Genomic DNA, 18,962 nt, shown 5'->3' with positions numbered 1-18,962 from the left:
GCTCGGCGACCACATCCTGGACGAGCTGCTCGACCGCTCCAAGGACGGCCGGGGCGGGCTGCGGCTGACCGGCGAGGGCTCGATGCTGGGCGAGCCTCCGGGACCTCCTGCCACAGGATGTCCCGGACACCCTGTGAGAAGTCGTAGGCGGGATCCGGCGTCCAGTTCCTGGCGATGTCCATCAGTGTCGGGGGACGCTTACGCCGCTTCCAGACCATGCCCGTGACCCTATATCACCTGGGGATCATGGTGCCCCAGAGGATCAGAACACTCATCCTGGAAACGCTGGCCTTGAGAAACGCGATCAGCTTTCCCATGGTGTCCGGAGTGATCAGCTAGACCCCATGCATCCTCGGCGGGACAAGTTTCGCCGGGCCGTCGCCCGGATTTCATCCCAATGGTCGTCGCACATTGACAGCACCGTCTCCGTCGGCGTGTTCGGGTGTCCGGCGACGGTTTGCCGGATCGCGTCATGCTCATCCGTCGAAATGCGCTCCAGAACATCCGACGGCGCCTTGTTCTTTGAAGCGACCATGGAGCGGACACGCCAGTCGGCATCAGATGCCAGAAGCCGCAGAACCTCGATGGGCACCGTCTTTTTGTGCGCTACCCAGAACCGCGCCTCCGGGTGATCGTTGATCAACTCCAGCCACACCTCCAAGGGGGCGGGCTCTCGGGCCGCGCGATCATATTCCGCCGGATCATCGCTGAACCGTAGAGAAAGAAATTCCTGCGCCGAGGTTATCATCGGCCACTCACGATCCCTTGAGATCCTTCCCTGGAATGAACTTCCTCGGATTTCCACTCACGAGCGAAAGAAGTTCCCCCATTTGTCCGCGTCCGCGACCCACTCCAGCCCCTTGGACGTCTGCCTGTAGACCTTCCATACGGATCCGCCGTCTCCCTTGACATCCTTGCTCCACCAGAGGACCTCGCCCTTGGCGTGACAGCCCTGCCGGACGTGCCCATGCGTCGACGTCGCGCGCTAACTCCGCCGTACAAGTGGAGGTGGTGGCGGTCAGTAATATATGTATTGGTCGATCTCGATGCCGGCGCCCGCGGTGGCCAGCCACTCGATGAGCTGTCGGCTCAGCGAGATCCCTTTCTCCAATGGTTCGTCCGGAGTGCGGAACTCCTGGACGATGCCCAGCGAGGCCTCCCAGCCCTCCTTCGCGCACACCTCGTGGAACCTGCGTGCGAGCGGAAGACCCCAGGAGATCAACGCGTTGAATGCCTCCTCCGCCCGCTCCACGCACGGCTGCGGCCCGACCGAGACACTCCAGGAACTGAACTTGTGCGGCCGACCGGTTTTGGCCGACGGTTCTCCGGCGCGGGTCGCGGTGTCGGCCGTCATGCCCGTGGCGGCCGACACCTCTGCCGGGTCGCCGTCGTCGCTTACGAGACGTAGCGATATCCGAAACATTGCTACTTCCACCGCGAAGGCGTACATCTTGTCGTCGGGCCCCTCGGTCTCGCCGTCCGGGGGAACCGAACACGCTGAGCGATTTCGGCCAAAGGTCCCCTACTTCGAGATCCCGTAACGCGCCCATCCGGACGAGGGCGACCACCTCCTTCATGATCTCCGTTCCTTGAAAGAGGTGAACGATCGGGTCCTCCACGCCTGAGGCAGGAGTGCTGTTCGTTCATGTAGGGGGCGGGGGCGTGCGAGGGTCGTCGCGGCCGTTCTGGTCGCGGGCGGCGCCGGTCGGCATCCATAGCACCCTCCGTTGGCCGGACCGGACGTTCTCCGGGCCACACGTCGCGATGCTAGGGCGACCTTCCGCCGATGGCAAGCAAAAGTCCGTCACGGATCGAACAAAGTGCCCCTGTGCAGTGAGAGCGCCGGCCCGTCGTCCTGACGCGGGCGGGCGAGGGACGGGCCGGGGGCGGCCGGTATGGGGGCGGGGCGGGCCCGGACCGCGTCCCGTTCACTGCCACGGCCGATCTCCGGGGTGGACGCAGGCGGGAACCCGCTCACGTCGAACCACCGAAAGTTCGCACTATCAGCGTTTAATGTACAAAACGTACATATCGGACACAAGATGCGAAAGCACGTCTTTGTCCGGGGTTGATAGAAAGTTCAAATTGTTAGCGCGAAAGTCCTTCCAAATCAGGCAAAAGACGCGTAACTTCCACGCCAAGTTCTCCGCACAGTACCAAGGGCCCCGAGTGAGCCACAGGGACGGCTCGTCTGGGCCGGGCGCCGCGGAGTGGTGAGCACCGCGGGCCCCTCGGGTCCCGTGGCGGAGAGGAGCCCAGAACCACACAAGCACTCGGGGGACCAGCCACTTCACCACCCACGCGTAAGGCGGGATTACAACGCAATGAGTGCACACGAAGAAGAGATCCAGATGGGCCAGGCACTGCGCCGGGGCCTGGGCCTGAACCGGCGCCAGTTCCTCGCGGCCACGACCGGCGTCACCACGGTTGCGGCCCTGACCGGCATGGGCCTGGCCTCCGCCGCCCACGCCGACTCCGGCCGCGACGACAACCGCGGTCGCGACGACGATCGTGACCGCGGTCACGGTCACGGCGACAAGGACGCCCTTGTCCCCGCCGCGAAGAGGGGCATCATCCTCTACACCGTCCGGGACGCGATCTCGCGCGACCCCGGCACCACCACCCTCGCCTCCGGGTTCCGGAAGGTCTTCGAGGAGCTCGGCCGCATCGGCTACGCGCAGGTCGAGTTCGCCGGATACCGCCAGCACGCCAACGCCGAGGGCGGCGCCAACCTGGAGACCGTCGAAGGGGCCCGGCTCCTGCGCCGCTGGCTCGACGACAACGGCCTCCGGGCGCAGGGCAACCACGGCTTCATCCCGGGCTCGTGGCCGTTCACCCAGGCCGACATCGACACGTTCAAGCGGCACCTGGAGATCGCCAACATCCTCGGCATGCAGCACATCGGCACCGGCAGCGACCCCACCAACAGCCCCTACAAGGCCGACTGGGACGTGGCCGCGGACAAGTGGAACGCGCTCGGGGCCATCGCCCGCGACGCCGGCCTCAAGCTGTACACGCACAACCACGACGTGGCCTACAGCTTCCTGCTGGACAGCGGCCCGCTGGACGAGCAGGGCCGGCCCACCCGCTCCTCGGGCATCCGCAGGCTGGAGTACTTCCTCAAGATCAGCGACCCGAGGGTCGTCCACCTGGAGATGGACATCTTCTGGGCGCACGTGGCCCAGTACAAGCACCAGACGTTCACCGCGCCCGACGGCTCGACGCGGTCGAACATCTTCGACCCGGCGAGGGTCGTGAAGAAGAACAAGAAGCGATTCCCGCTTTTCCACGCCAAGGACGGCAAGTCCAACACGGCGACCGCCAACGGCTACGACATGGTGCCGTTCGGGACCGGTGACATCGACTACACGGAGTTCTTCTCCGAGGCGGTGGACAGGAAGCTCTACAACCCGATGTACGAGCAGGACAACGCGCCCGGCGGCACGGCCAACCCGGCCCAGTCGCTGCAGTACGCCGCGCTGAGCTACGCCAACATGGCCGCCCTGCGCAAGCACGGCAGGGACCACGAGGACCACGAGGACTGAGCCCCGACCGGTATCTCCGGCGGACCGCCACGTGTTCGTTCGCAGCGGCACGCGTGGCGGCCCGCCTTTGCCTGAGCCCCCCCGAAGAAGAGGCGCAGACGTTGAAGTTTAGCCAAACCCTGCTCGGCGGCGCCCTGGCCGCCCTGGCGCTTTCGCTCGTGGCACCCGTGGTGCCCGCGCACGCCCACCCGGGTCACGACCCCGCGACCGAGTGGTCGAGTTACGAGAAGATCACCCTCACCAAGAGCGTCGGCGAGCCGATCGACCTCGCCGTGCTGCCCGACAGGCGCGTGCTGCACACCGCGCGCACCGGCGACATCCGGCTGACCGACCCCTCGACCGGCATCACCAAGATCGTCAACACCATCCCGGTGTACAACAACTCCGAGGACGGCCTGCAGACGATCGGGATCGACCCCGGCTTCGCGCAGAACAAGTGGGTCTACGTCTACTACGCGCCGAGGACCATGACGGCGCCGTATCCCCCGTCCACCTCCATCGGCTCCGCGCCGAACTCGCTGCCCGCGGGGGCCGACGAGTCGTACTGGAACCAGTGGAAGGGCTACAACCAGCTCTCCCGGTTCAAGTGGACCGGCGACTCCCTGGACCTGTCGACCGAGCAGGTCATAATCAAGGTCGAGACGCAGCGCGGGCAGTGCTGCCACGTCGCCGGCGACTTCGACTGGGACGACGCGGGCAACCTCTACCTCGCGACCGGTGACAACACCCCGGCCAGCACGCCGGGCGCGAACGGCATGGCCCCCAACAACGACGCGCCCGGCATGAACCCCGGCTTCGACTCGCGGCGCGGCGCGGGCAACACCAACGACCTGCGCGGCAAGATCCTGCGCATCAAGGTCGCCGAGGACGGCTCGTACACCGTCCCCGACGGCAACCTCTTCCCGCCGGGAACCGCCAAGACCCGTCCCGAGATCTTCGCGATGGGCGTGCGGAACCCGTTCCGCATGGACGTGGACTCCGTCAACGGCACGCTCTCGTGGGGCGACTACGGGCCGGACGCCGGCGCCCCGGACCCCGCCCGCGGCCCGATGGGGTACGTCGAGTGGAACGCCGTCCCGATCGACAAACCGGTCAACGCCGGCTGGCCGTACTGCACCGGGCACAACTTCAACTACAACGAATGGGACTTCGCCACATCCACCCCGCGTGAGTGGTTCGACTGCGCGGCGGGGGCGAAGAACAACTCCCGGTGGAACACCGGCCTCCCCTCGGTGCCGCCGGCGTTCCCCTCGACCCTCTACTACGGGGACAACAACACCCACCAGCCCGCGGAGTGGGCCGGGCTCACCGACTTCGACCTGCGGCAGAACGGCCAGGGCCCGATGGGCGGACCGGTCTACCACTACGACGCGGAGAACCCCTCGCCCACGAAGTTCCCCGCGTACTGGGACAAGAAGTACTTCTTCGCGGAGTTCTCCCAGGACTACCTCGCCGCGTTCACGATGCCGGACCCCAACGGGCCGGTGACCAACATCGAGCACTTCCTGCCGAACAGCGAGCTGCGGACGATGGCGATGCCGATCACCGACAGCCCGATGGACATCGAATTCGGCCCGGACGGCTCGCTGTACGTGCTGGACTACGGCAACGGCTTCTTCCGCGAGAACCCCGAGGCGGGCCTGTACCGCATCGACTACACCCCGGGCAACAAGACCCCGCAGGCGAAGATCTCCACCGACAAGCGGTCCAGCAGCTCGGCTCCGCTGACCGTCGAGTTCAGCGGCGCGGCCTCTCGTGACGCCGAGCCCGGCGACCTCGAGTACGAGTGGGACTTCGACGGCGACGGCACCTTCGACGCCACGGGCGTGACCGCCTCGCACACCTACGACAAGCTCGGGCAGTACAACGCCCGCCTGCGGGTCACCGACGCGCCGGGCAAGTTCGGGCTGACGTCCGTCGAGATCACGGTGGGCAACACCGCCCCCAAGGTCGAGATCGCGACGCCGGGCGACGGCGGCTTCATCGACTGGGGCAACGCGGTGCCGTTCCAGGTCAAGGTGACCGACGAGGAGGACGGCGACAACCCCGTCTGCGGCCGGGTGCAGTGGTCCTTCGGCCTCGGCCACGACACCCACGCCCACCCGACGAGCACCGGGACCGGCTGCACCATCGGCTGGGCGACCCCCGCGGACGCCCCCGAGCACGGCGTGACCGAGAACATCTTCGGCGTCGTCGTGGTGAGCTACCGGGACAACGGAGCCAACGGCATCCCCGGCGCGCTGGGTGACGCCACGGTCGTCCTCAACCCCAAGCTGATGCAGGCCGAGCACGCCGACGCCTCCAGCGGCGTCACCAAGACGGCGGACGACACGGCGTCCGGGCTGAACAAGATCACCTCGTTTGACGCGGGTGACTGGATCGCCTACGACCCGGTGAACTTCGCCGGCATCACCTCGGTGAAGACCGTGGCCTCCGGTGAGGGGACGCTGTCCCTGCGCTGGAACTCCGCCACCGCGGAGCCGTTCGCGACCATCGGCGTGCCCGCTGGCTCCGGCTGGCAGACGGTGGCCACCGCGCTGCCGAACCTGCCCGCGGGAAGCGGCAAGCTGTACGTCACCTCCACCGGCGGGGTCGACCTGGACGCGTTCACCTTCGTGGGCGACGGCGTCGCCGACAAGACGCCGCCGACCGTCACGGCGACGCTCAACCCGGCGCAGCCCACCGGTGAGAACGGCTGGTACACCGGCAACGTGACGCTGACGGTCACCGCGACCGACAACGGCACGGTGTCGAGCCGGCAGTATTCGGTCAACGGCGGCGCGACCTGGCTGAACGCCAACAACCCGATCACGCTGAGCACCGAGGGCACGACCGAGGTGCGCTACCGGGCCACCGACAACGGGGGCAACGTCTCGCCGGTCGGCACCGTCACGGTAAAGATCGACAAGACCGCACCGGCGGCGACGGTGAGCGGCGTGGAGAGCAAGGCGTACGGCGACTCGGCCTCGATCACGCCGGTCTTCTCGGGGACCGACGCGACCTCCGGGATGGCGAGCGTGACCGCGAAGATCGGTGACCGGAAGGTGGATTCCGGCGTGGCGGTGCCCCTGTGGACGCTGCCGCTCGGCGACAACACGCTGAAGGTCACGGTCCGCGACAAGGCCGGCCTCACCACCGACCAGACCGTCACCTTCAAGGTCACCACCTCCTTCGCCGACGTCCGCGCCCTGCTGTCGTCCTTCCGGGCGGCGGGCAAGGTGAGGGGCGACGATCTGTCCGAAGAGCTCAGGGACGCCGAGAAGCAGGCGGCCAAGGGCAACAAGGACAAGGCGATCAAGAAGCTGGAGGAGTTCATCAAGGAGGCCAGGGACCGGGATCACGTCAAGGACCCGGCCGTCCGTGACGTCCTCGTCCGCGACGCCCAGGCGCTGATCGCCCAGCTCCGCGCATAACCATCGCACGACGGCGGTGCGGGAGACGAGCCCACGGGCCCATCCCCCGCACTGTTTCCACGGGGCCGCCTCTTCTACGGGGCCGCCTCGGCGGGCACCGCGGGGACGGTGTGCTGCGCCGCCGGAGGGGCCGAGGCCGGGCGCCGGCTGGGCAAGAAGGCCGCGACGCCGAGGGCGACCAGGGCGGCGCCCGCGCCGATGGCCATGACCACGCGGAAGCCGTCCTGGGAGGGGACGGTGACGGGGCCGAGCGCGATCGTCATCTGGGCCAGGACGACGCCGGCCACGGCGCTGGAGACCGAGGTGCCGATGGACCGCATCAGCGTGTTGAGGCTGTTGGCGGCGGCCGTCTCCGACACGGGCACGGCGGCCATGACGAGCGCCGGCATCGCCCCGTACGCCAGGCCGATGCCGGCGCCGATCACGGCGGAGACGAGCACGAGGTGCCAGATGGCGGACATCAGCACGACACCCGCACCGTACCCGGCGGCGACCACGAGCGCGCCGAGCATCAGCGTGACCTTGGGGCCCCTGGCCTTCGAGATACGCGCGGACAGCGGCGCGGTGGCCATCATCACCAGTCCAGAGGGGGCCATCACCAGGCCCATGGCCAGCATGGACTGCCCGAGCCCGTAGCCGGTGGCCTCCGGCAGCTGCAGCAGCTGCGGGAGCACCAGCGACATCGCGAACATCGAGAACCCGAACACGGCGGACGCGAGGTTGGTGAACAGCACCTGGCGGCGGGCGGTGGTGCGCAGGTCCACCAGCGGCTCCCCGGCGCGCAGCTCCCACACGCCCCACAGCGCCAGCACGACGACCGCGGCGCCGATCAGCCCGGCGGTGGCGGGGCTGGTCCAGCCCCAGTCGGCGCCCTTGGAGATCGCCAGCAGCAGGCAGACCAGCCCGGCCGACAGCCCCGCCGCGCCCGCCACGTCGAAGCGGCCGCCGCTGCGGACCGACGATTCGGGCACGAGGGTCAGCACGAGCACGCAGGCGAGCGCGCCGAGCCCCGCCGACGTCCAGAACAGGACGTGCCAGTCGGCGTGCTCGGCCATGAGGGCCGCCGCGGGCAGGCCGAGCGCGCCGCCCACGCCGAGCGAGGCGCTCATCAGCGCGGTGGCCGCGCCGAGCCGTTCGGCGGGCAGCTCGTCCCGCATGATGCTGATGCCGAGCGGGATGACCCCGGCCGCGAGCCCCTGGAGGGCCCGCCCGACGACCATGGGCGCCAGGCTGTCGCTGAGAGCGGCGACGACCGAGCCGACCACCAGCAGGGCGAGGCTGGTGAGGAGCATGCGCCGCTTGCCGTACATGTCCCCGAGTCGTCCGAGCACCGGGGTCGCGACGGCGCCCGCGAGCAGCGTGGCGGTGATCGCCCAGGCGGTGTCGGACGCCGGGGCGCCGAGGAGCGCGGGGAGCTGGGGGATCAGGGGGATGACCAGGGTCTGCATCAGCGAGACGGTGATCCCGGCGAGGGCGAGCACCGCCACGACGGTGTTCGCCCGCGGCGGGGAGGATGCCCCGGCGGGTTCGGCGGGGACATGGGGCATGGCGAGGCCTCCGTTGAGGAAGGTGCGGATGCTCACGACCGGAGCGCAACAATTTAAAGCAGTCGCTTGACTTAAATTAGCAGCCCCACTTAACTGGCCGACAACCGCGGTCTTGCTCGAAGGAGGACGCGATGAGGCCAGGCGACGGTGGCCAGGCGGCGGGCCGCCCGTTCTCCGGGATCCCGGTACGGTGGTGAGCGTGGTCGGCAGGACGGTACGGGCGGAGCGGGTCGGCGCGACACGGGAGTCGATCCTGGCGGCGGCCGAGCGGCTGTTCGCCGAGCACGGCGTGCTCGGCGTGTCCAACCGCCAGGTCAGTGAGGCCGCGGGGCAGGGCAACAACGCGGCGGTCGGCTACCACTTCGGCACCAAGGCCGACCTGGTGCGCGCCATCGTCCGCAAGCACGCCGGGCGCATCGAGGCGGTGCGCCTGCGGATGCTCGACGAGACGGGCGAGAACCCGGACGTCCGCGACTGGGTGAACTGCCTGGTGCGCCCGATCGCCGAGCACCTGGCCTCCCTGGGCGGCCCCACCTGGTACGCCCGGTTCGGCGCCCAGGTGATGACCGACCCGACGCTCCGCGCGATCATGGCCGAGGAGTCCCTCGCCTCGCCGTCGCTGCACCAGGCCCTCGACGGGCTGCGCCGGTGCCTGCCCGACCTGCCGGCCGAGGTGCGCGCCGAGCGCTGGGACATGGCCCGCCTGCTGATGGTGCAGATCTACGCCGAACGCGAGCGCGCTCTCGCCGAGGGCACCCCGACGCCCCGGGCGAGCTGGCACGACGCCGCGACCGGGCTGGTGGACGCGATCGTCGGCCTGTGGCTCGCCCCGGTCACCCCCAACCCCTGAGACCACACCCCGCCGGCCTGTGGCTGGTGGACGCGATCGTCGGGCTGTAGCCGGCCCTGGTCACGCCCCGCCCGTGAGGCCGCACCCTCGCCGGCCGGTGAAGGAAGCGGCGCCCGGGAGCCGGTGGGCGGGGCCGGTCGCGCGAACCCCGGCGGCCCGTGGGGGGCCTCCGGGTCAGGTGGCGGAGGCGGCGCGCTCGGCCTGGGCGCGCAGCTCACGGACGGCGCGGGCCGGGTCGTCGGAGCCGTAGACGGCGTTGCCGGCGACGAAGACGTCCGCGCCTGCCTCGGCGCAGCGCTCGATCGTCTTGGCCGAGACGCCGCCGTCCACCTGAAGCCAGACCTCGCCGCCGTGCTTGTCGATCAGCTCACGCGCCTTGCGGATCTTGGGGAGCATGATGTCGAGGAACGGCTGCCCGCCGAACCCCGGCTCCACCGTCATCACCAGCAGCATGTCGATCTCGGGCAGCAGGTCCTCGTACGGCTGGACGGCCGTGCCCGGGTTGAGGGCGAACCCGGCCCTGGCCCCCGCCTTGCGGATCTCGCGCAGCGTCCGGACCGGCGCCTTGGCCGCCTCGGCGTGGATCGTGACGCTGCCCGCCCCGGCCTCGGCGTAGCCGGGCGCCCAGCGATCGGGGTTCTCGATCATCAGGTGGCAGTCCAGCGGCAACTCGGTCGCCTTGACCAGCGATTCCACCACCGGGAGGCCGATGGTGAGGTTCGGCACGAAGTGGTTGTCCATGACGTCGACGTGCAGCCAGTCGGCGGCGGCACCCACCTGGGCGGCCACGTCGGCCAACCGCGCGAAGTCGGCGGTCAGGATGCTGGGTGAGATCTGTACGGCCATGATGCCGCAGTCTAGAACCCGCAGACCGGCCCTTCTACCCCGGTACACCTTGAAAGACAACCTCGCGGCTGGTTTTCAGGACGGCAGGCCCGGGCACACGGTCATCGGGCTTGGAGACACCGGGAATCCGAGGTCAGGCGTCGGCGTTTCTGGGGTCGGTCAGGTGGAACCACACGCTGGTGTTGCCCGTGGCGCGCTGGAAGCCCCAGCGGGTGGCAAGCGCGTCGACCATCGCCAACCCCCGTCCGGACGTGTCGTCGTCTCCGGGATTGCGCGGGCGCGGGATCGCCGAGGAGCCCCGGTCCCCCACCGTGATCTTCACCCCGCCCGGCACCAGCGCCACCGCGACGGCGAACTCGCCGTGACGCGCGTGCCGGATGACGTTACCGGCGAGCTCGCTGGTGAGCAGGATCGCGTCGTCGTGGCAGGGATGCTCCGGCCCGAGAAGGGCCGTGACGAAGGCACGGGCGGCCTTCACCTCGGAGGGAACCGCCGAGAACGGCTGGCTGAACATGGGAACGTCCACCGGATCGAACGGCGACACCGGCCAGGTGGGCGCCGGAACCCCGCCCCGCCGACCCCCGTCTCCTTTTGCCCCAAAGACCCCAGCGACCCTCTCGACCACCGAAGCCACTCTCCACTGGCGCATTGCCATCGCCGGCGCCCCCCTCTACCTTTTGTCCAATTGATTTCGGATTCGCCGTAATTGAAGGCAGAGAGTCGGTTCACACTCTTGCCTCGCAGCCTTTTCGTTCAGCGGCATGACGATCGCTACTAGTTGCCACGAGAACGGTCCATTGGGGCGACCATCACGGCATGCTTTGGTCAATCACTTCCCGTGATCGCCCGATGACTCTATGGTGAGCGTGCGACTTCTGCTCCGCAAGCTGCTTCAGTGGAAATCTTCCACACAAGAAGCTTTCGCTGGAGTACCAGGCGCGGCTAAATCACGTAAAGGAGGACATGCAGGATGGATACACCGTCGCTTCGGCAACGCTGGCTAGGAACAAAGCTCGCCGAGCTTCGACAACAGGCCGGTATTGCGTCTCTTGCCGTGGCCGCCGAGAAGTGTAAAAGATCTACCGGCTCTCTCAGTCGCATCGAGAACGGTCTCGTCGGGGTTCCACCTAGGGATATTCCTGCCATTCTGGATGCGTATGCGGTTACCGACCTGGGCGTCCGAGAGAGGTTGATGGTCGTCGCGGCCGAGATCCAACAGGAGCGGCGTGGCTGGTGGGTGGAGCACAGCGACGCGCTGGCGCCCTCCTACATGGACCTGATCCGATTGGAGGCCACGGCCACCCAGATCCGCACCTTCGAGACATACCTCATTCCCGGCCTCTTGCAGACCGAGGCTTATGCTCGGGTGTTCGTGTCCGCCATGCGAGGGCTGAGCAGCGAAACCGAGCTTGAGGAGTTCGTCGCGGTTCGCATGACACGCAAGGCGGTGCTCACCCGGGACGAGCCTGTCGTGCTACGGGCCGTGATCAGTGAGGCGGCTCTCCGGCATCCCATCGGAGGCGTCGAAGCCTTCAGGGAGCAACTGCAGCATCTACGCGAATGCGCGGCCTGGCCCGCCGTTACGGTGCAGATACTCCCATTCACCGACCGACCTCATCCGGGCATGTCGGGCGCCTTCACCATCCTGAAGCTGCCGCAGCTCGACGTCGCGCACATCGAGGCCATGAACACCGATATGTACATCGAGGACGAGCATGCTGTCGGGCAGTACCTGCATGCGTACGACCGTCTGTGCGAACTGGCCCTCAGTCCCGAGGATACGGACTCCCTGCTCACCAAAATGGCGGATACCCTCTAATAACCAGACTTCACATCGAAGTACCCGAATGCCAGGAGGTGGGCGATTGAACGGCGTCTGGCGTAAGAGCTCGCGTAGCGGCGCTCAGAGCAACTGTGTGGAGGCTCGGTCTGACGGGGTGAGGGTGTGGGTGCGGAACTCGAACGACGTGTCGCCCGACAGGCCGGTGGTCGCGTTCGCGGCGGATCAGTGGCTTACGCTCCTCGACCGCGTGCGGGCCGGCGACCTGGCTCTCGATCGGCTGGGTGAACCGGTTCGGGCCGGGAACCCGGCGCTCGTCTCCTTCGACGGGCTACGGGTGATCGTGCGAGCCGACGCGGGAGGACCCGGCGTGGCCTACACCCCCGCCGAATGGCTGGCGTTCGTCGAAGGCGTCCGCCACGACGGCGAGTTCACCCTGTCCTGGCTCACCGCCCCCGCCACCGCGTGATCGCCGGCCGCTGAAGGGTCGATCTCCGGACACTCGACTCGCCGACGTGATGGCGGAGCGGCGGGTCAGATTCGTTCGAGGTCGGCGAACGATGTCTCGAGCTTCATGCCTTCGGGGAGCTCTACGACCAGCATCCCCCTGTGCACGGCGGCCAACTGGTAATTGCGACCGCTCCAATCGAGGCGATGTTCCTCCACCGAGCCGATCCGGTCGTCATCCATGACGACGATCAGGTAGACCGGTATGCCCTGCGCGGCGTATTCGGCACGCTTGTCGTTGAAGTCGACCTCGTCATCCGAGGACGTGATCTCGACGGCGACCAGAACGTCACCGGACCACAGGCGCTCTCCCGGATCCAGACAATGGAGGACGCTGATGTCCGGCCTCCTGAATGTGAATCTTTTCCCCGTTCGGGTGGCATGCGGATTGCGGTGGCGGTAACGCATGTCGGTGTCCTGCAGCACATCGATGCACGGATGCGACGGGCGGGAGCCCAGGAGAGCGAAGGTCAGATTCCTCGAGACACGCTGGTGGCCGGGCGTGGGCGACTCGCAGAACACGACCCGCCCGTCCACGACCTCGATCGTCTTGCAGATCTCCTCAGGCAGCGCCTCGTACTCCTCCTCCGTGATGAGCAGGCTGGACGGATCGGTGGCCCAGGCCGGGAGGGACATACGAGACTCCTTTGAAAACCGCGCTTCGCCAAGGTCGATCCTAGTGGCCCGGCGGGTACGGATCCTGGCTCTGTCGCCGTTGCGACGGCCAGGACCAAAGGTTTCAGGGGGGTCAGCCGTGGCGGAGGCCCTCGATCCAGCCGGACTCCACGGCGATGCGGACGGCGTCGGTCCTGTTACGGGCGCCGGTCTTGGTGATGACGCTGGAGATGTAGTTGCGGACCGTCGCCGCCGACAGGTGCAGGCGGGCGGCGATCTCCCCGGTCGTGGCGCCCGACCCGACCAGGCCGAGCACGGCGGCCTCCCGGTCGGTGAGCGGGGTGACGGTCGCGCTCATCGCGGCCAGGGCCAGGGACGCGTCGATCACCCGCTCGCCCTGGGCGACCCTGCGGATGCTCTCGGCGAGCCGCTCGGTGGGGGCGTCCTTGAGCAGGAAGCCGCTCGCGCCGGCGTCCATCGCCCGTTTGAGCAGCGCGGTGTGCGCGAGCCCGGTGAGGACGAGCACGCGGCAGGCGGGCATGGCCCGCCGGAGCCGGCCGGTGGCCTCGATGCCGTCGATGCACGGCATCTCGATGTCGATGACGGCGACGTCGGGGGCGGAGACCAGGGCGTGGGCGACGACCTTGTCGCCTCTGCCCGTCTCGGCCACCACCTCGATGTCGCCGGTCAGGTTAAGCAGGGCTATCAGGGCGCCCCTGACGACACCGTGGTCCTCAGCCAGCAGGACGCGAATCATCGGTGACCACTCTCCCGGTCATGTACGGCGGGCAGCCACACCCGCACCTCGAAACCGCCGTCCCCCGTTCCCCCCGCCTCAAGGGACCCGCCCAGCTTCTCCGCCCTCTGGCGCAGCCCGGCCAGACCCGATCCGCGGCGCGGGTCCGTCCCGCCGCGGGCGCCGTCGTTGCGCATCAGCAGGTGGACGCCCCCGCCCACCCGGTGCACGGTTCCCCCCTCGCCTAGATTGTCCATGATGTCCAGCTCGATCAGGCAGTGCCGGGCGTCGCTGTGCCTGACGATGTTCGTGGCGGCCTCGCGCACGATCCAGGCGAGCGCGTCGCCGATCTCCTCGTCGATCTTCTCGATCCCCACGCGCAGGTCGCAGCGCGCCCCGGTCAGCTCGATCAGCGCGACGGCCGCCGACAGCTCCGCGCCGAGGTCGAGCGAGCGCCTGGCCGCGACGACGTCGCCGACCTGCTCGCGCGCCTCGCCGGCGATCGCGATCGTCGCCCGGACTTCGCCCGCGGCCCGTTTCCTGTCCACGTCGACCAGGGCCAGGGACAGCTCCGTCTTGAGGGTGATAGACGCCAGCGTCTGGCCGAGCAGGTCGTGCAGTTCCCCCGCCATGCGCAGCCGTTCCCGGTCCACGGCCACGTCGGCCAGCGCGACCCGCAGCTCGCGCAGCTCGCGGACGAGCCGGGCGTAGTACACGATCCCGGAGGCGACCACGGCGGCGACGAGCACCCCGGCGCTCCTCTGCGGGGCGGACACCGCGAGCGGACTCGTCTCGGCGTACGCCAGCGGGTACTCCGCGGCGGCCACGATCAGGAGCACGCCGACGCCGTGCCGGAACCGGAACAGCAGCAGTCCGGTGGTGGCCACGATGAGCGGCGTGTAGATCCAGACCGAGCCCATGACGGGGAGCGCTCCGTAGACGACGAGCACGAACAACAGGAAGGTACGCATGCGGTGCGGGACGTGGTTCGTTCCAGCGATGTGCGCGGCGACGATCCGCGCGTAGACCACGAGCAGGCCGCCGAGCAGCACGACCGCGATCGGCGCGCGGAGCAGGTCGCCGACGAGGAGGTAGGCGAGCGGCGTGAGCGCCCACAGCGCTCCGGTCGCCGCCACGACACCTGTGGTCAACCACCTGAGGTGCGCTTGGGTTACGTGGGCCACAGGTGGTCTCCCACACGTCGGCGAGGATCTGTTACCTCCAGATCGTGACGCCTGCCGGGGCCGCCATCAACTCCCCGGTGTAATCGATTTCTCGTCCAGCCATCCGCTGGCGCGCGCGATGCGCACGGCCTCCTCGTCGCTGCGGGCGCCGGTCTTCAGGCGGGCCGCGGCGAGGTAGTTCCGGATCGTGTGGACGGACAGACCGAGGGCGCTCCGGAGGTCGCTGCCCCGCCCGCCGGCCGCGAGGGCCGCCAGGACGGCGACCTCCCGGGCGGTCAGCGGGTTGGCGCCGATCTCCTGCCCGCCGCCGTCGGCGGCCACGTCCAGGTCGATGTAACGCTCGCCCCTGGCGACCACGCGGATGGCGTCGGTGAGCCGGTGGGCGGGCGCGTCCTTGACCAGGAAGCCGCGCACTCCCGCGGCCATGGCCCGCTCGAAGTTCCCCGGCGTCCCGACGCTCGTGAGGATGAGCACGGGCGGCGGCTGCTCCAGTTGCTTGATCAGGCCCGCCGCCTCCAGGCCGTCGATGCCCGGCAGGCCGATGTCGAGCAGGGCCACGTCGGGCCTGCTGCCGACGACGGCGGGCACGATCTCGTCTCCCCGGGACACCTCCTCGACCACGCGGATGTCCCGCTCCTCCGACAGCAGGGCGATCAGCGCTCCTCTGATGAGATCGTGGTCCTCCGCGATCAGAACTTTGATCATTTCCCGTCTCCTCCGGCAGAGGTCAGTGTGGCCGCCATGGGGCGGCAGGGAACGTCCAGGGACAAGGTGAACCAGCCGTCTTCGGTGTGCCGTCCGCTGCTCCCGCCGACCTGCGCGAGCCGCTCGTCCAGCCCGGCGAGGCCGCTGCCCCCGACGGTCGCCTCCGCGGCTCCGTCCCGGGCGCCGGTGCCGGAGGCGTGCAGGCCCCCGTCGGGACGGACGCCGTCGTTGGCGACGGTGACCGTGATCCGGTCGCCGTGGGTCTCGACGCCGAGCAGGCATACCGTGGCGTCGCTGTGCCGCAGGAGGTTGGTGGCCGCCTCGCGCACCGCCCAGGCCAGCGCCACGCGGACGCCGGGCGGCAGCGAGGGCGGAAGTTCGGCGAAGTCGCAGCGGACGCCGGCCGTCTCCAGCACCCGGCGCACCCCGCTCAGCTCCCTCTCCACCGACATCTCGCGGTAGCCCTTGACCACGGCGCGCACGTCGTGCAGCGAGCGCCGCGCGATGTCGTGGATCTCGGTCAGCTCGCCGCGCAGCCGCGTGATCTGCTCGGCCGGGATCCGCGCGGACAACTCTGTGCGCATCGCGATGACCGACAGGTTGTGCCCGAGCACGTCGTGCAGTTCCCGGGCGAACCTCAGCCGTTCCTCGGTGATGGCGAGCTTGGCCGCCTCCTCGCGGGTGCGCTGCAGCTCGCCGAGCAGCGTCGCGAAGATGGTCAGGCCCGCGAGCGCTCCGGCCGTGAGCAGGTTCTGCACCCAGCCGAAGATCACCCAGCTCGTCTCGTGCGAGGCCGACAGGGCGGCGCCGGCGGCCAGCGAGGCGAAGAACCCCGCCGCCGCCCACCGGCCGCGCAGCGTGACCGCGAACGCCAGCGGGAGCATGAAGCCCACGCTGACCCAGGCGGGGCCGGCGGCGAACGGCACGGCCACGGCCAGTACCGACATCGCGCCCAGCACGACCAGGTCCCGCCTGGAGCCCCGGTCGAGCACCGCCCGCACCGCCAGCCACAGGTAGCAGCCGGTGAGGGCGATGATGAGCACCGTCGCGCTCACGGCCCTGAGCGGGCCGTACGTGCCGAGCGCCTCGGCGACGGGCACGGCGGCGAAGGCCGCCATGCCGGCGAGGAACACCCCGGCGGTGACGCGGGCCAGCCGGACCGTGCCCGGTCCGACGCCCCTCAGCCTCGGCGAGGCTCCCACCTGAACCACCTCTTCGCGGCGAGCAGCGAAAGGGCGAGCCAGGCCACAAGGACCAGCCACACCGGCCACATGACGGCGAAGCCCTCCAGGATCCCGGCCTCGGGCGGCAGGCCGGAGCCCACGTGCCCGACGTAGTCCCGTCCGAGGTAGGCCGTGCTGATGCCCTCGGCGACCCGCCCGAATGGGAGGACGGAGGAGACGGTCCGCAACCAGCCGGGGAACGCCGAGACCGGGTAGGCGAACCCGGACAGGCCGATGGCCAGCAGCAGGAACGGCAGGCTCACCACGACCGTGGAGCCCTGCGCGGGGATCCTGCCGCTCACCGCTATGGCCATGGCGGCGAACACGGCGAGCCCGAGGAGCACCGTGACCGCCAGCAGGACCGGGTTCGCCGGGAGCGCGACGCCGTGGACGACCCTCGCCAGGCCCACGATCAGCGCGAGCTGGAGCAGGCCGACCGACAGCACGGTGAGGATCTCCCCGCCGAAGATGGCCAGGTCGGGCAGCTCGGTCCCGCGCAGCCGCTTGAGGATCAGCAGTTGCCGCCGCATGACGAAGGACTCCACCAGCGTCATGAACCCCAGGGTCGCCATGCCCATCACGATGACGCCGGTCATGACGACGACGTCGACCGGCGCCCCGCCCCTGAGCCCGCCGGGCAGCATCAGCGGCATCAGCGCGCCGAACAGGACGGGGAACAGCAGGGCGACGCCGACCGACACGGGCGTGCGCCAGAAGAGCGTCTGGGTCAGCCTGAGGTGCGAGAACGTGTAGGCGGTCATGTCCGGACCTCCTGCCTGCCCGCGCCGGCGATGTCGAGGAAGACCTCCTCGAGGGTCGCCTGGCGGACGTCCAGGCCGCTCAGCCGCACCCCCCTGACCCGCGCCCACCCGAGCACATCGTGCGCGACCGACTCGGGATCGGCGGTGACGATGACGCAGCGCCGCCCGGTCACGGTGAGCGTGTCGCGCTCGCCCACGGGCAGCCCTTCGGGGGAGGCTCCGGGGGGCAGCTCGAAGGCGACCCGGCCCGAACCCCGGCCGAGCACCTCCGCCATCGTGCCCTGGGTGACGATCCGGCCCTTGTCCATGATGGCCGCCCGGGCGGCCAGCTCCTGGGCCTCCTCCAGGTAGTGCGTGGTGAGCAGCACCGTCATCCCCTGGGCGGCGAGCTCCCCGACCATGTCGCGGACCCGGCGCCTGGCCTCGGCGTCCAGGCCCGTCGTCGGCTCGTCCAGGAACAGCAGCGCGGGGCGGCCGAGGATGGCGAGCGCGATGTCGAGCTTGCGCCGCTCCCCGCCGGACATCCGCTTGACCCGCGTCCCGGCCTGGCCGGTCAGGCCCACCATCTCCAGGGCCTCGGCCACGGGCCTGGCGCCGGAGGTGAACCTGCGCCACGCGGTCACCGTCTCGGCGGCGGTCAGGTCGCCGAACAGGCCGGACTCCTGGAGCACCAGACCGGTCCTGGACCGCAGGGCGGCGCGGTCGGCCGGGTCGTGGCCGAACACCCGTACGGTGCCCTCGGAGGGCCGCAGGTAGCCCTCCAGGATCTCGATGGTGGTGGTCTTGCCGGCTCCGTTGGTGCCGAGCAGGGCGAACACCTCGCCCGCGCGGACGTCGAAGGAGACGCCGTCCACGGCGGTGAAGGCGCCGTAGCGTTTGCGCAGCTCCGCGACCTCGATGACCGTCGCGCTCACGGGCCCGCCTCCGGATCGATGCAGCCGAAGCCGTAGCACATCTCGCAGATGGTGCTGATGGTGGCGACCGTGACGACCACCGCGCCCGCGGCGGACTCCAGGTCCGCGATGCCGAACTCGCCGTGGGGCTTGGGCGGCAGCGGCGGTGTGGGCACGCCGTCGGGGTAGACGATGCCGTACTGGTGGAGCACGGACCTCGGCTGGGCCTCGTAGCGCTCCCTGAGTTCGCCGTCGCTCCACGCCGCGGCGATCAGCCTGGCGAATTTCTTGCGGTCCTCGTCTCCGAGGACGTAGATGCTCTCCGCCATCGGGCGCTCCCTACCTCTCTGCCGACAT

18 protein-coding genes are annotated in these 18,962 nt (G+C 69.5%); 5 read left to right on the top strand and 13 right to left on the bottom strand.

Annotation, left to right across the window (positions count from 1 at the left end; all coding sequences use genetic code 11):
- Positions 1-331 precede the first annotated feature (331 nt).
- Both AB0M95_RS09410 and AB0M95_RS09405 read right to left on the bottom strand, forming a co-directional pair.
- Positions 332-748, bottom strand: coding sequence for a hypothetical protein (locus AB0M95_RS09410; protein ID WP_363761519.1), 417 nt, complete (start codon positions 746-748; stop codon positions 332-334).
- Between the two features lie 270 nt (positions 749-1,018).
- On the bottom strand, positions 1,019-1,450 hold the full coding sequence (locus AB0M95_RS09405) for a DUF4279 domain-containing protein (RefSeq protein WP_363761517.1): 432 nt from the start codon (positions 1,448-1,450) through the stop codon (positions 1,019-1,021).
- 874 nt (positions 1,451-2,324) lie between these two features.
- Between AB0M95_RS09405 and AB0M95_RS09400 the strand changes: the two genes are divergently transcribed.
- On the top strand, positions 2,325-3,545 hold the full coding sequence (locus AB0M95_RS09400; protein WP_363761515.1) for a TIM barrel protein: 1,221 nt from the start codon (positions 2,325-2,327) through the stop codon (positions 3,543-3,545).
- 101 nt (positions 3,546-3,646) lie between these two features.
- Entirely contained in the window at positions 3,647-6,958 is a 3,312-nt protein-coding gene (locus AB0M95_RS09395) for a PQQ-dependent sugar dehydrogenase (protein ID WP_363761513.1), read from the top strand.
- Positions 6,959-7,032: 74 nt separating this feature from the next.
- Here AB0M95_RS09395 and AB0M95_RS09390 read toward each other — a convergent pair whose 3' ends face one another.
- Positions 7,033-8,505, bottom strand: a complete 1,473-nt coding sequence (locus AB0M95_RS09390) for an MFS transporter (protein WP_363761581.1) — start codon at positions 8,503-8,505, stop codon at positions 7,033-7,035.
- A gap of 193 nt (positions 8,506-8,698) precedes the next feature.
- Here AB0M95_RS09390 and AB0M95_RS09385 point away from each other — a divergent pair, with 193 nt between their 5' ends.
- Positions 8,699-9,355: a TetR/AcrR family transcriptional regulator gene (locus AB0M95_RS09385; RefSeq protein ID WP_363761579.1), complete on the top strand. Its 657-nt coding sequence runs from the start codon at positions 8,699-8,701 to the stop codon at positions 9,353-9,355.
- 174 nt (positions 9,356-9,529) lie between these two features.
- Here the strand turns inward: AB0M95_RS09385 and rpe are convergent, their stop codons facing one another.
- Entirely contained in the window at positions 9,530-10,201 is a 672-nt protein-coding gene (rpe, locus tag AB0M95_RS09380) for a ribulose-phosphate 3-epimerase (RefSeq protein ID WP_363761511.1), read from the bottom strand.
- A 133-nt stretch (positions 10,202-10,334) separates the two neighbouring features.
- Positions 10,335-10,715 carry an ATP-binding protein gene (locus AB0M95_RS09375; RefSeq protein ID WP_363761509.1) on the bottom strand — a complete coding sequence of 127 codons (381 nt, stop codon included), beginning with the start codon at positions 10,713-10,715 and terminating at the stop codon, positions 10,335-10,337.
- A 456-nt stretch (positions 10,716-11,171) separates the two neighbouring features.
- On the opposite strand from AB0M95_RS09375, the gene AB0M95_RS09370 reads away from it, so the two are divergent.
- Together AB0M95_RS09370 and AB0M95_RS09365 are read left to right on the top strand one after the other, a co-directional pair.
- Entirely contained in the window at positions 11,172-12,020 is an 849-nt protein-coding gene (locus tag AB0M95_RS09370; RefSeq protein WP_363761507.1) for a helix-turn-helix transcriptional regulator, read from the top strand.
- Entirely contained in the window at positions 11,917-12,450 is a 534-nt protein-coding gene (locus AB0M95_RS09365; RefSeq protein WP_363761505.1) for a DUF397 domain-containing protein, read from the top strand. The genes AB0M95_RS09370 and AB0M95_RS09365 overlap by 104 nt, the downstream gene beginning before the upstream one ends.
- A gap of 65 nt (positions 12,451-12,515) precedes the next feature.
- On the opposite strand, the gene AB0M95_RS09360 is transcribed toward AB0M95_RS09365, so the two are convergent.
- The 8 genes from AB0M95_RS09360 to AB0M95_RS09325 all read right to left on the bottom strand — a co-directional run bounded on the left by AB0M95_RS09360 (position 12,516) and on the right by AB0M95_RS09325 (position 18,934).
- The gene (locus tag AB0M95_RS09360; RefSeq protein ID WP_363761503.1) at positions 12,516-13,124 is read right to left on the bottom strand and encodes a Uma2 family endonuclease; all 609 of its coding nucleotides are present in this window, start codon (positions 13,122-13,124) and stop codon (positions 12,516-12,518) included.
- A gap of 112 nt (positions 13,125-13,236) precedes the next feature.
- Complete coding sequence (locus AB0M95_RS09355) at positions 13,237-13,860, bottom strand: response regulator transcription factor (RefSeq protein ID WP_363761501.1); 624 nt, start codon at positions 13,858-13,860, stop codon at positions 13,237-13,239.
- Positions 13,857-14,975: a histidine kinase gene (locus AB0M95_RS09350; RefSeq protein ID WP_363761499.1), complete on the bottom strand. Its 1,119-nt coding sequence runs from the start codon at positions 14,973-14,975 to the stop codon at positions 13,857-13,859. Before AB0M95_RS09350 ends, AB0M95_RS09355 begins: the two co-directional genes overlap by 4 nt.
- Before the next feature lie 114 nt (positions 14,976-15,089).
- Positions 15,090-15,728, bottom strand: coding sequence for a response regulator transcription factor (locus AB0M95_RS09345; protein WP_363761497.1), 639 nt, complete (start codon positions 15,726-15,728; stop codon positions 15,090-15,092).
- Positions 15,725-16,930 (bottom strand): histidine kinase, encoded by a 1,206-nt coding sequence (locus tag AB0M95_RS09340; protein WP_363761495.1) that lies wholly within the window; start codon positions 16,928-16,930, stop codon positions 15,725-15,727. The genes AB0M95_RS09345 and AB0M95_RS09340 overlap by 4 nt, the downstream gene beginning before the upstream one ends.
- A complete protein-coding gene (locus AB0M95_RS09335; protein WP_363761493.1) occupies positions 16,909-17,712 on the bottom strand; it encodes an ABC transporter permease in 804 nt (267 codons plus the stop codon). The genes AB0M95_RS09340 and AB0M95_RS09335 overlap by 22 nt, the downstream gene beginning before the upstream one ends.
- Complete coding sequence (locus tag AB0M95_RS09330) at positions 17,709-18,626, bottom strand: ABC transporter ATP-binding protein (protein WP_363761491.1); 918 nt, start codon at positions 18,624-18,626, stop codon at positions 17,709-17,711. Before AB0M95_RS09330 ends, AB0M95_RS09335 begins: the two co-directional genes overlap by 4 nt.
- Positions 18,623-18,934 carry a hypothetical protein gene (locus AB0M95_RS09325; protein ID WP_363761489.1) on the bottom strand — a complete coding sequence of 104 codons (312 nt, stop codon included), beginning with the start codon at positions 18,932-18,934 and terminating at the stop codon, positions 18,623-18,625. The genes AB0M95_RS09330 and AB0M95_RS09325 overlap by 4 nt, the downstream gene beginning before the upstream one ends.
- Positions 18,935-18,962 lie beyond the last annotated feature (28 nt).

It is taken from the genome of Sphaerisporangium sp. NPDC051017, assembly GCF_040683095.1.
GTDB lineage: Bacteria > Actinomycetota > Actinomycetes > Streptosporangiales > Streptosporangiaceae > Sphaerisporangium.
The sequence above is the reverse complement of the archived record's forward strand: the minus strand, read 5'-3'. Positions and strand labels throughout refer to the sequence as shown.